This is a genomic window from Microbacterium sp. 77mftsu3.1 (assembly GCF_900100525.1).
Lineage (GTDB): Bacteria > Actinomycetota > Actinomycetes > Actinomycetales > Microbacteriaceae > Microbacterium > Microbacterium aquilitoris.
Window position 1 is genome coordinate 168,095 of record NZ_FNCR01000001.1, and the last position, 12,005, is coordinate 180,099.

Sequence of the window (12,005 nt, forward strand, 5' to 3'; positions counted from 1 at the left end):
GATCAGGTGGTCAGCCGACCCCGAGGCGCAGCATGACGATGCCGGGGAAGACCGCGAACAGGACGCTCATGGGGAGGAGGAGGAAGACGATCGGGAAGAGCATCGCGATCTCCTTCTTCCCTGCCTGCTCGATGAGCGATCGTTTGGCGTCCTCGCGCGCGTCGCCGGCCTGTGCCTGCAGCACACCCGCCAAGGGCGCGCCGCGGTCGATCGCCGCGACGAGGTGCTCGATCGCACGGGAGAGCGTGGGAACGTCGAGGCGCCGCCCGAGATCGAGGAGCGCGTCGGACAGGTTCGAGCCGGTGCCGCTGTCGAGGACCGCGCGGCGGATCTCGACCGTGAGCTCGCCGGTGCCGATCTCCCCCACCCGCCTGAGTGCGTCGCGCAGACCCTCGCCCGCCGCGAGGCAGAGGGACAGGAACTCGAGAAGTGTCGGGAGCTCCTCCTCGACGCGCGCACGCCTGCGGCGGGCCGCGGACGTGAGCCGCAGATCGAGCACCGCGGCGGCCGAGAGCGCCAGGACGGGCGGCAGGAGCGCGGACCCGGGAGTGAGCCGGCCGGCGAGGGCGAGGACGACCAGCACGACCCCGCCGAAGAGCCCGCCGAGGAGGACCCAGGTGAGCTGGCGGGCGCGGAATGCCGCGGCATCCTGCGTCCACCCGGCCTGACGGAGACGGTGCTCGAGTCGGGCGGCGCCGCCGAAAGAGGAGATGACACGGTCCCGGCGGGTGCGCCAGTCGCCGCGGGCGGATGCCAAAGGGGTGAGGCCCCGCGGATCGGCGATGTCGCGCAGATACGGTGCGATCCGACGTGAGAGCGTCGGCGCCGCCAGACGCGGGATCCGGGTTGAGACCAGGACGAGGCCGGCTGCGAAAGCGCCCCCGAGCACGATGGCGAGCGCGAGTTCGGTCAGCCCGCTCATGCGAACCACCGCCGCGGCTCCGGGAGGCGGCCGATGCCGACCATGAGGCGGAAGGCGACGACGGACACCGCCGCTCCCAGGAGGATGACCGCGACGCCTTCGGGACTGCTGTATGCGGCGGCGCCCTCGGGGCGCAGCGCGAGCAGACCGAGGATCACCCATGGCGCGACGACACCGAGAACCGCAGCGCCGCGGATCCAGGACTGCCGGGCTTCGATCTCGGCCCGGAGCGCGGCCTCGGCGCGCACGGACGCCGAGAGGGCGCGGAGGACGCTCGTGAGCTCCGTGCCTCCGACCTGGCGCGCCATCCGCAGGGCTTCGATGATGCGGTCGGCGACGGGGTCGGCGAGCCGCGCCTTCAGGCGGAGAGCGCTCGAATCGAAGTGACCGGAGGCCGACACGTCCGAGGAGAACGCGCTGAACGCGGGACGCAGCGACGGCGGACCGACCTCCCCCAGCGCCGACACCGCGTCGGGCAGGGACATGCCCGACCGGACGGAGGCGACGAGGAGGTCGCACACATCCGGCCACATCTGACGGCGGCTCTTCTGCAATCGCCGCGCGCGCCCGCGGAGCCATCCCGCAGGCGCGAAGAATCCGGCCACCGCGGCGACGGCGGCGAAGGCGGGGAGTGCGGTGATCAACCAGATGATCGCCCCTGCGACGGCGGCGGCGGCCAGACTGATCGAGGCGAGGTGGCCCGTCGTCGCGTGGCCGAATCCCGCGGCTTGCAGGAGCCGGGCGACGGTGCCATCGCGCTGCGGCGCCTCTGCACGGCGCGCACGCGGAGGCCAGAGCCAGGGTGCGAGCGTGAGCAGGATGCCGGCGGCCAGGGTGAGCCCCAGGATGGTCGTCACACGCCCTCACCCCCGAACACGCGACGCGTCTCGACGGCGCCGTCGACGACCCGCCCGGTGGGCGCAATGATCTCGACGACGGCTCGCCGACCGGCGACATCCCGTCGGCAATGCACGACCAGGCCGACGGACGCGGCGATGGCCGGCAGGAGGAAGTCGCGGTCGATGTTGCGACCGGCCAGGAGCGGCAGCGATGCCAGCTTGCGCAGCGCGTCGCCCGCGGAGTTCGCGTGGATCGTCGCCGCGCCGGGCACGCCGGTGTTCAGCGCGAGCAGCAGATCGAGCGCCTCGGCATCGCGGACCTCTCCCACGACCAGGCGGTCGGGCCGCATACGGAGAGCCTCCTTGACCAAGCGGCGGAGCGGCACCTCACCCGTTCCCTCGAGGCTCGGCTGACGACCTTGGAGGGCGACGAGGTCGGGAGCCTGGGCGTTGAGCTCGAACGTCTCCTCGACCGTGACGATGCGGTCCTCGGCAGGAGCGGACGCGATGAGCGCGCCGAGTAGGGTCGTCTTCCCTGCGTGCGTGGCTCCGGAGACGATGACGCTCGTGCCGTCGCGCATCGCGGCTCGCAGCACCGAGGCCGCCTCGGGGCGGACCGACCCGGCTGCGACCAGATCGTCCAGGGTGCGGAAGCGGGTGAGGAACTTCCGGATGTTGACGGCCCAGTGCCGACGGGTGATATCGGGGATGACGACGTGCACGGTGTATCGCGAACCGATATGAGCCCGGAACGACGAAACGCCCCGCCATCCCAGAAGGGCGGCGGGGCGTGAAGGGGCGGGTCAGGCGATGCGCTGAGCAGCGCGGCGTCGCGAGTCAGCGCGATCGCGGAGACGTCGAAGCCGGTGAGTCAGCATCGGGTCGAGGTTCGCAGCTGCAGGGTCATCGACGACCCGGCCGAGCAGTTGGTAGTAGCGCGCGGCTGTCACGCCGAACTCGCGCTCGATGGCGGTCTGCTTGTCGGGCGGATGGTTCGGGTGGCTGGCCTCGAACGCTAGGAGTTCGCGGGTGGATGGGACTGACATGAGGCGAGGTTCGCACGTGCCTCCGACACTCCCGCTGGGCGCCGGCCTAGTTTAGATAGTCGACAGTCGTCGTCGCGGTGTTCGTTTCCTCATTGAGGACCACAGTGCATCCGAACGATGAGCGAATCATCGCGCCGAATCCATTCTCGGAGTCGACAGTCCCGGTCACCTTGAGCGTTCCACTGCCCGAGGCGGACGAATTGAAGCGCGCTGTGGATGGTGATTTCAGCAACCGCTCGATGCGGTTCTCGCACTGAGCAATCGCCTCGGCCGAGTCGCGTGATCCGCCGCCCGAGTTAGCGCCGGTGATCCCGAAGACTACGACTGCCACGAGGACAACCCCGAGGCATCCGAGGCATCCCCAGAACCCGGATCCTTTGCCCTGCTTCTGCAGATCAGGTGCGGCGGCTTTGTCCATCGCGGCGTTCCACTCGGTCCCGGGTGTGGGGGGTGGAGGCGTGGATGGTGGCGGTGGCGTGGTGCCAGGCTTGTCTTTCCACGAGTCCGTCCACCGCTTGCCGTCGTACCAGCGGAGACGGCCAGAGCCGTCCTCGTACCACCCAGGTTTCGCTTCCCCCATGCTGGGACTCTAGCGATAGGTCGAGCGCGGAGGGCACCGGACCGGTGCTCGGGCGAGATGTCGGCGTACCATGGCAGTCTCTCGGCCGGAGGAAGGATCATCCGGCTTTGGGAACGAACAGGCGCTACGCCACCGCGGTCGACGCACGCATGAACGATCGCGCACTGCAGGTAGCAGCGAGAGACGCTCCCCTGCAGACGCTCACTCCGCTCGAGCTACGCCTCGACGAGGTGCCACTGACCGTCGACCCGAAGCCGCGCCGCAAGGTGAAAGCGTGGGTGCGGTTCGGGGACACGCCCGTCCGTGTCGATGCGATCGCCGCGCGCTGGACCCCGTCCGCGGTTGGCATCACGTTCACCGTTGAGGGGCAGGAGCACCGCTGCTGGGTGTGGGTCGGGGCCGTCGACGAGCAGCTATGAGGTGAGCGTCGGCGGGTCGTGTTAGCGTCAGCCCTCCCAGCCAGGGGGGGTCGTCCCAAACAGAGAGAAGATCCCCGATGGATTTCCGCATCATTCCGAGTATGTCCCCCGCCGAGCTTTACGCCCAGGAACGAGCGATCAAGGCCGACCCGGACTCGTTCGACCCGTCTTTCACGTTGCTCCTCACCGAGGCCCTCGACCGTCATGAGACCGAGCAGCTACCTCCCACCCAACGGGTCTTGGAGATCCCGCCCCGCTCGTAGGCTGGTGGTCATGTACATCGGCACGATCCGCCCCGACGAGACCCGCACCGCTGACCTGACGGGGAACTCGCTCGAGGAGATCCACGCCGCCGCAGTCGCGCAGCTCCCCACCGGGTTCGAGCTCGTGTCCGCACCCGTGCGGATGATCAAGGGCAGCACCGCGCTCACCGCAACCGCGACGTTCCGCCGAGTCGACGGCATCCGCGAAGTCGAAGCCGACACCCGGGACGGGCTCGACACCATCGTCCCCGCCGGCTGGCAGCTCCTCACCGTCCGCACCGTCTAACGACGAAACGCCCCCGGCCACCTCGTGAGAGGCGCCGGGGGCGTTCTGTACATATGCGTTCGTTCGAGCGGAATCGCTAACTGGGCCGAACCCCGCGCGGCGTGGGTTCCGTGTTCTTGCTCCAGGAATCCCCACAGTCCAAGCATCCGACGTCGCCGGTGTGCGCGCTCAAGGCGTACTCCCTGTCCGTTCGCGGATGCTCACAGTACGGCTTTCCGTCCTCGACCCATCTCTTCTCGATCTCAGCGAGCTCTTTCATCTGCACCATGCGCGAAACGTACACCCTCGGGCCTCGGATAGGATCGCGCGCATGGGTCATCGGGGGAAACGACGTCGCCGGAACGCCAACGCTTGGTGGCGTCAGCAGTACGGCGGCATGCCCGTCTGGGGTATCGGTGCCGCGCTGGCGTTCCTGGTCGTCGCGGCGGTTGCCGCTATCCCGGCCATCGTGTCGCAGCCGACGACGTCCTCGGCGGTCGAGCTCCGGCCCGTCGCTCCTCTGTCGACCGGGGTGGCCTCGCCATCATCGTCGCCCGTCGCGGCGGATGGCGCGCTCGGAGAGGTCCAGGCGCTCCTCGCTGGCGATGATCCGATCGTCATCAGCGTCCTCGGCGACTCGACAGGCAACGGCCCCAACGAATGGGTAGCTCGCTGGGCGAAGCGCATCGGCGAGACCGGCAGCACCGTCACCGTCCACTACTGGGATGACGTCGACGAGACGTACGCCGAGGACGTCACCTACGGGAGCGGGTCGCGGGCCGTCGAGATCTGGAACGGGTCGATGCCCGGGAAGAACGCGATGAACGCGCTCGAGATCCGCGATCAGTTGCAGCCCGCCGAACCCGACCTGATCGTCTACAACTTCGGGCACAACATCGGCCCCGAGCCGGTCGACGTGACCTACAGCAAGATCCAGAAGGCCGCCGAAGAGCAGTGGGGCGGACGGATCCTCCGCGTGGCGATGCTGCAGAACCCTGCGCACGGGACCCGTGAGGCACCGACCGAGGGCTCTCAGCGGCGCGTGTCGGCTTGGGCGTCCCGCAACGGTGTCCCCCTCGTCAACATTCGTGACGCGTTCACCGCGAACCCGGAGTGGGTGGCCGACTACATGCTCGACGAGGTTCACCCGAACGACGCCGGCTCGCAGGTGTGGGTCGAGCAGGTCATCAAGACCCTCGGCCCCTGATACCCGGAGGCACCAGGGGCCGGTCAGGTCAGCTCGAGCGGAAGACGACCGCGGGAGCCTTGTAGCTTCCCGTGCCGCCGATCACGACCGTCTCCGGAAGCGGGAACGCTCCCGAGATGAGACGGACGTAATTGCTTCCGTCCTTCATCTTCAGCAGCGACATGAACCCGGAGTTGCCCGCCGCGAACCCGCGTGGAGCGCCCGTCGTGTTGTCCGCGGTGAACGCGAGCCAGTACCGGGTACCGGCGAGCATCGCGACCGCAGGGCTCACGGTCTCGACCTGGCCCGCGTTCGCAGCCGGGAACGCCGACGATCCCTTCGACCAGACGCGGGCGCCACTGTCGTCGTAGATGCCGATGTCGTAGTTCCCGGACTGGACAGCGCAGACCCATTCGAGGAACGCGACGCTGATATCCGTCGACGGCTTCACCGGAACCAGGATCGCCTGATTCGCCGACAGCATCGTGACCGACCCTCCCGCCAGTGCGGTCAGGAACGGGTCCGTGCCGATCGTCGACATATGCGGCACCGCCGACGGGTCGCCCGAGCCGGCCGGTCCTGCAGGGCCGGGAGATCCCTGCGATGCGAGTCGCGGCAGGACGCCCTCGACGACAGAGATGATGTCGATCGTGATGTCGGCGGCGGCGGACGCCGCCGTGTCGCCGTAGACGATCGCTCGCAGATACGCGGCGTTGTCCGCCACCTTGATCGTGAGGATCTTGTGGTGGAAGCCGTCGCGCGCGTGCGAGAGCGCCGAGGATGAGGTCACGTTCGTGACGCCATCGGTGAGACTGATCCGCCCTCGCGTGCCGCCGGCACCAGCAGGGAGGCGCATCTTGACCGCGAGGGTGACGTACTTACCCCGCAGCGGAGCGACCGGGATGTCGCCTCGGATGAGAGACTGCGCCGGCCCCGTTGCCTGAAGGCGAAGCGCATACCCGTTCGGCGACTCGAAGTAGCCCGCCCGCGTGTCTTTCGACACGGTCGCGCCCGAGACCACGAATCCGTCTGGCACCGCCCCGCCGAAAGCGGCGAAGTTGCCGTTGCTGAGCAGCTGCGGGGCGGACGAGGTCAGCGACGACGTCTGCTGCGCGTGCACGGCGCCCGTGCGGATGTCGAGCTGCATCGCGGCGAGCAGGCACTCGGCCATGAGCTGCGACCCATTCGGGGCGGGAGCGTCAGCGGAGGTGGTGGGGTGGATGCCGTCCGCCTTGATGTAGGCGTTCGGATTCCCGGTGGCGAGGAACGCGTCGTGCGTGTTCACGACGCCGTAGCCGCGGAGCTGCGCGATCTCCTCGTAGACACGGTTCTTGAGCGCCATGTCATTGTCGCCCGTGTTGGGCGGCTCGAGGACGAGGACAATGCCCGCGTACGGAAGCGCGGCGGAAAGAGCTTCGGTGAGCGCGAGGTACTGACCGCGCCACATGATCGGACCCGCCGCCGCGAGGGACCCTTCGTTCTTGCCGTGCTCAACGAATACAAGATCGGCATTCGTCGCGACGACCGCGGCCTGCCAGCGTGAGCCGAGCAGGTAGTCGGTGCGCATACCGGCGGCGCACGCTCGCCAGATGTGGACGGTGCGCGGTCCAGTTCCGACCTGGATCGTCGTCGCCGGGCCTGCGGAACCGGTGTCGTAGGCCGCGCCACCGGTCTCATCCCACCCGTGAAGGATGAAGGTGTGCGACGGGAATCGTGGCGCGAACTGCGTCCAGAACAGGTTGACGTACTCGATCGGCTCGTTGCCCAGCGACGTGCCGGGATGCAGGACGTTCGCGTCCTCGACGCCGCGGTAGAGCTTTGTGAGGAACCGCTGCGTGTTCGCCGCGGTGGCCGCCGGACCCGGGACGATCTTGGCGGTGAGTGCAGAGTCGGCGAGGCGATCCGGGAGATTCGCATCGGGGACCTTCTTGTCGGATCCGATCGGAGCGACCCCGCCCGGCGCGTCCCGCCTCTGCTCGATCCGAGCGTCCATCGCCTCAACCGTCGGCGCCTGAGCGGCCTCCGCGGCGGCGACAGCGAGGTCACGGGCGGACTCTGCGCCGCCCTTCGCCGCCACAGCGTCCGTGACAGCACCCTCGGCGGCAGTCGCAAAGTCGCCCGCAGCGGTGGCGGAAGTCGAAGCTTCCCCCGCCGACGTAGCGGCGTCGTCCGCGAGACCAGCGACATCCGACGCAGCCTGCAGCACCTCGGCGACGACCTCAGGGCCCAGCCCGGCATCCGCGACAGCCTGCTTCGCCGCACCGAACACGGAACGCAAACGCACCTCGAACTGCCCCGACTTCAGGATCACGTACTCGGGGTCGCCCTCCACCCGGAACTGCGGCAGCTGGCCGATACCCGACGAGCGCAGCGTGCTGATCTCTGAACCTGAGACGGCCTCGTAGACCGCGAGGGGTGTCGTGAAGGACAGGTCGTCCCCTGCGAACACCTCGAACTCCGCGCTGGCGACGAGAGCGCCCTCCCCGTCGTTCGCAGTCGGGTCAACCGCGATCGGCTGATCGAAGTAGTCGACCATCAGACCCCCTTGGAGATGTAGGCCGTCGTCGAGAGCACACGGGTCTCGTTCGGCACGATGTACACACCGATGGCAGCGAGAGACGCGATACCGATCTGCATCCACTCGACCAAGGAGATGCCGTCTGTGAGGAACGAGATCGCCAGGAGGATGCCAGCGGTCGCCGCGGTCGCGATGGTCTTCGCATACTTGCCCACGGCAGTCGAGAAGTTCGGGACGAGGTAGACAACGACCGCGCCGATCACGGCCACAGCGAGGTTCAGAAGCTCCTCGACGGAGAGGGCGTCGTCCGAGAGGGCGGTGACGAGGAACATCACCGCGGTCAGGGCGATGTAGACGATGGACTTTGCGTAGCGCGTGATCATGACGGCTCCTTGGGTGAGTGGGGGTTGAGGGTGTCCTCGAGGCCGTCTGGAAGCGGGTCCGGGACGACGCCGTTGACGCGCAGCTGGTAGCGGAGCACGCCCGAATACTCCTGGAAGGCGATGCGCCGGTCGCGCTCCGCTTCGGCGGCTCGAACAGCGGAGTCGCGCTGGGCGATGATGTCGTTCTTCCGGTTCGTCTCCTTCGTGGAGACGCCCCGCTTCACCTTCGAGATGATGTCGACGATCTCTCGCGCAAAAGCACCGAGACCACCAGCCCCCAGGAAGGCGACGATGATGGGGACGAGGTCGAGATCGGCCACGCCTACTCCTCTCCAGGAGCGACGTTCCCCGTCCGTCTCCGTAGGGCTTCTGCGATGCGATCGGCGAAGCCGTGCACATCGGGGTCCGTGCCGAAGATCTGTAGTTCGACGTACCGGCGGAGCATCTGGATGCCGGCGTAGAACACCAGCGATGTCGCGACGCCCGCGGTGACCGACTCGAAGAGGGTGTTGCCGAGGACGATGAAGTAGATCGCCACCCCGGCGATTCCGAGGACCAGTGCGGGCGGTTCGAGGATCCAGATGCGGGTGATGCGCCCTACGGCCCCACCGACCCCGCCAGCGAGCAGGAACGTCGCCCACATGGGGACGAGCCATTCCGCGCTGGCCAGGCCCTCCACGACGCTCGTCGGGGTGAACAGCGCCGCGTACAGACCGCCGATGATGACGATCCCGTACGCGACGATGTCGATGATGCGGATGAACGCCTCCAGTACGCGCCGCTTGTTGGGCGGCACCGGGTGGCGCTCCATCACTTCGCTCGCGTCGGGATCGCGTTGACCTGCTCGACGGTCAGCTTCTCGCTCGAGTAGGGAAGCTTCCAGCCGGCGGCCGCGAACGCCGTCTTGATCGCCGCCCACTCGGGCACAGACAGCTGACGCTTGAACCCATCCTTGACTTCGTAGACAGGGTCCGACTTCTTCGCCTTCACGTACACGGTGGCGGCCATTTCGATCTCCTCAGGGTTCGGGGTGCGTGCCGGCTTCCCGGCGGGCTTGGGGGTGGGCTTGGACTTCTGCTGCGCGGCGATCGCACGGCGAATGAACGGGACCGGGTCGATGACCTTGCGGCTCGTGTTCCACGCACCGTCGCTGTAGTACGAGAAGACGAGATGGTCGTGCATCCCGTCCCACGTGATCGACAGCCCGGGGCGCTTCACGCGTCGACCGGTCCACTTCTCGTCGTCACCCCAGGACGCGTTGCGGCCGAGGCGCTGCCCGGATCGGACCTTGTCCCCGACCTTCACGGCCGGGAGCGTGTGCGAGTGGAACTCGTAGACGGTGCGGAGGAGGTAGCGGCCCTTGATGACGACGGTCCCGCCGAGCGCGCCGCCCGGGGCGGTGCCCGCGTAGACCACGGTCCCATCGAGGATCGCGACGACGTCGGTGACGACCGATGCCGTCTTGGACGCGTTCTGCTCGCGGTAGTCCGCGCCGCGGTGGTAGCCGCCGGAGTAGCGCGAGCTCTTCTTCCAGAAGACGTTGGAGCTGGTACGCGCGGGTCCGTAGACCTCGGCGAGGTCAAGCGTGGTGGGGGTCATCGGTGCTCCTCGGGGACGCAGGAGCCCCCGGTGGTTAGCCGGGGGCTCCGTGACTGATGGGGTTACGCCGCGGCCTCAAGGGCTGCCACGCGCGCCACAAGGTCGGTGTGACTCGACTCGAGAGCACGGACGCGTTCGATGGCGCGCTGGAAGGGCGGGAGCATCGCGAGCCACGCACGCTCGTAGTGGATGCCCTCGACCTCGCCGTCCTCGTTGTAGAAGACGGCCCAGCCGAGACCCGCCGCGTCGAGCGCGTCGGCGATCATTCCGGCATCCACCGGAGCGGCGTCACCGTGCTGGGCGACCTGCTCCCGATACCGGTACAGGACGAACGCGATCGACAGGATCTGCTCGTCCGAGATCTCCATCTCGGCGATGTCCTGCTTGTACTTCGCAGCCGACGACTGGTGGCCCAGGTAAGTCGGCTCCGCACCTTCGTTCGTGATGTACGCGGCGCGGCGGGTGCCGGTGAGGTTCCGGTTCCAGACGTCCCCGTTGAACCCACCGCTGCGAACGGCGGGCAGGTCGGCCGTCTTCTGGTCGACGTACCGCTTGTTGGCCCCGTTCTCCGGGGTAGCGGGGTCGGCCATGTCGAGGCGCCCGCCCGAACTCCACCGTGCGAGTTGCCCCCCACCGGACGGTCCCGACGTGGAACCGGCCGTGGCGTTGTCGACGTAGCGCTTGTTCGCGCCGTTCTCAGGTGTCGCGGGGTCGGCCATCTCGATGCGTCCACTCGCGGACCACCGAACCAGCTTGTTCCCACCCGACGGGCCGGAGACGGATGCTTCGGTCGAGCTGTCGGTGTACGCCTTCGCGACGGCCGCGGCGACGTCCGTGTAGGCCTTCGCTGCGGCGGCGGCTGTGTCCACGGTGCGCTTGTTCGCGGCGCTGTCCTGGTCGGTCGGGTCGGCGACGATGAGGCGGCCACCGCCCGTGAACCGGGCGAGCTTCCCCGGCCCTGTGAGGCCCGAGGTGGACGAGTCGGTCGCGTTGTCGACGTACCGCTTCGTCGCGCCGTGCTCGAGCGCGGTGGGCTCGGACATGCCCAGGCGACCCTCGGGGGTGTACCGGGCGAGCTTCCCTCCCCCACCGCTGGCACCCGACGTCGTCGAGTCGGTGAGGTTGTCGACGTATCGCTTCGTCGCGCCGTGGCCCAGCTGCGTCGGGTCGGCCATCAGCAGGTTCCCGGTGGGGCTCCACTGGACGAGTTTCCCGCCGCCCGTGCCCGTCCCGATCGCGGTCGCCTTCGTGACGGCGTCTGCGGTCGGCTTCAGGGTCGCATCCACGTACCGCTTGTTGGCGACGTGCGCGTTGATCTCCGGGTCAGCGACCGCGAGACGACCCTCCGGGGTGAACTTCGCCAGCTTCCCGCCGCCGCCGTCCGTACCGGTGGTCGTCGCCTCGGTGATCTCCGCGCGCGCGTCCACCCACGTCGGGACGCCAGCAACGATCTGCCGCACCCACACCGCCGAGCCGACGGTGACGCGAGTACCGATCCGCTCGAGGAAGAGGCGGACGGAGTCGCTATTCGCTGCAGCGCCGCCGTCGCCGTTCCACACACGAAGGTCGACGACCTCCTGTGCGGACGCCTGGCCGGCGGTGAACCGCACCAGCGCGAGCGGGTGGTCATCGATCACACCAGGCACGGTCTGCCGCGTCGACGCGAGCGCCTTCGTCGAGTTGCCCTTGAGCACCATGACGGTCGTCGTCTTGTCCGCCCAGTTGCGGCGGAGCACGACAGTATCCCAGCGGCTGCCAGAGGCCACCGCGGCGCCACCGACGATCTCGACGTCGTAGGACACATCGACGATCCCCCGCCCGGAGGCGCGGCCCGGCTGGACGTTCAGGGTCCGGTCGGCGGGGTTCGGGACCACCTCGAACGAGGACGCACCGAACACCGAGAAGGATGCCCCTGCGTACGTGAGAAGCTCGCCGAGCTCCGCGTAGGTCAGAGCACGCTCGTACCCCTTGGAGACGATCGCCAT

At 68.5% G+C, this 12,005-nt stretch carries 13 protein-coding genes and 1 pseudogene; 3 read left to right on the plus strand and 11 right to left on the minus strand.

What is annotated here, in order from left to right; genetic code table 11:
* Positions 1-10 precede the first annotated feature (10 nt).
* The 5 genes and pseudogenes from BLR68_RS00945 to BLR68_RS18125 form a co-directional block, all read right to left on the minus strand.
* A complete protein-coding gene (locus BLR68_RS00945; protein ID WP_018188138.1) occupies positions 11-922 on the minus strand; it encodes a type II secretion system F family protein in 912 nt (303 codons plus the stop codon).
* A complete protein-coding gene (locus BLR68_RS00950; protein ID WP_091362287.1) occupies positions 919-1,779 on the minus strand; it encodes a type II secretion system F family protein in 861 nt (286 codons plus the stop codon). Before BLR68_RS00950 ends, BLR68_RS00945 begins: the two co-directional genes overlap by 4 nt.
* Positions 1,776-2,498 (minus strand): annotated as a pseudogene (locus tag BLR68_RS00955) (CpaF family protein); the annotation flags it as partial. The pseudogene BLR68_RS00955 and the gene BLR68_RS00950, both read right to left, overlap by 4 nt.
* Before the next feature lie 66 nt (positions 2,499-2,564).
* Complete coding sequence (locus BLR68_RS00960; RefSeq protein ID WP_018188141.1) at positions 2,565-2,807, minus strand: DUF3263 domain-containing protein; 243 nt, start codon at positions 2,805-2,807, stop codon at positions 2,565-2,567.
* Between the two features lie 46 nt (positions 2,808-2,853).
* On the minus strand, positions 2,854-3,225 hold the full coding sequence (locus tag BLR68_RS18125; RefSeq protein WP_256335284.1) for a hypothetical protein: 372 nt from the start codon (positions 3,223-3,225) through the stop codon (positions 2,854-2,856).
* Between the two features lie 311 nt (positions 3,226-3,536).
* Here BLR68_RS18125 and BLR68_RS00970 point away from each other — a divergent pair, with 311 nt between their 5' ends.
* From BLR68_RS00970 to BLR68_RS00985, 3 genes are all read left to right on the plus strand, one after another.
* Positions 3,537-3,806 carry a hypothetical protein gene (locus tag BLR68_RS00970; RefSeq protein WP_256335285.1) on the plus strand — a complete coding sequence of 90 codons (270 nt, stop codon included), beginning with the start codon at positions 3,537-3,539 and terminating at the stop codon, positions 3,804-3,806.
* Positions 3,807-4,079: 273 nt separating this feature from the next.
* The gene (locus BLR68_RS00980) at positions 4,080-4,355 is read left to right on the plus strand and encodes a hypothetical protein (RefSeq protein ID WP_026302977.1); all 276 of its coding nucleotides are present in this window, start codon (positions 4,080-4,082) and stop codon (positions 4,353-4,355) included.
* A 310-nt stretch (positions 4,356-4,665) separates the two neighbouring features.
* Positions 4,666-5,541, plus strand: coding sequence for an SGNH/GDSL hydrolase family protein (locus BLR68_RS00985; RefSeq protein ID WP_176770662.1), 876 nt, complete (start codon positions 4,666-4,668; stop codon positions 5,539-5,541).
* A gap of 28 nt (positions 5,542-5,569) precedes the next feature.
* On the opposite strand, the gene BLR68_RS00990 is transcribed toward BLR68_RS00985, so the two are convergent.
* From BLR68_RS00990 to BLR68_RS01015, 6 genes are all read right to left on the minus strand, one after another.
* Positions 5,570-8,056, minus strand: a complete 2,487-nt coding sequence (locus BLR68_RS00990) for an SGNH/GDSL hydrolase family protein (protein WP_026302978.1) — start codon at positions 8,054-8,056, stop codon at positions 5,570-5,572.
* The gene (locus BLR68_RS00995; protein WP_018188146.1) at positions 8,056-8,421 is read right to left on the minus strand and encodes a hypothetical protein; all 366 of its coding nucleotides are present in this window, start codon (positions 8,419-8,421) and stop codon (positions 8,056-8,058) included. The genes BLR68_RS00990 and BLR68_RS00995 overlap by 1 nt, the downstream gene beginning before the upstream one ends.
* Positions 8,418-8,741: a hypothetical protein gene (locus tag BLR68_RS01000; protein WP_018188147.1), complete on the minus strand. Its 324-nt coding sequence runs from the start codon at positions 8,739-8,741 to the stop codon at positions 8,418-8,420. The genes BLR68_RS00995 and BLR68_RS01000 overlap by 4 nt, the downstream gene beginning before the upstream one ends.
* 2 nt (positions 8,742-8,743) lie before the next feature.
* Positions 8,744-9,232 carry a hypothetical protein gene (locus BLR68_RS01005; protein ID WP_018188148.1) on the minus strand — a complete coding sequence of 163 codons (489 nt, stop codon included), beginning with the start codon at positions 9,230-9,232 and terminating at the stop codon, positions 8,744-8,746.
* The gene (locus tag BLR68_RS01010) at positions 9,232-10,020 is read right to left on the minus strand and encodes a M23 family metallopeptidase (RefSeq protein WP_018188149.1); all 789 of its coding nucleotides are present in this window, start codon (positions 10,018-10,020) and stop codon (positions 9,232-9,234) included. Before BLR68_RS01010 ends, BLR68_RS01005 begins: the two co-directional genes overlap by 1 nt.
* Before the next feature lie 62 nt (positions 10,021-10,082).
* On the minus strand, positions 10,083-12,005 hold the full coding sequence (locus BLR68_RS01015; protein WP_018188150.1) for a tail fiber domain-containing protein: 1,923 nt from the start codon (positions 12,003-12,005) through the stop codon (positions 10,083-10,085).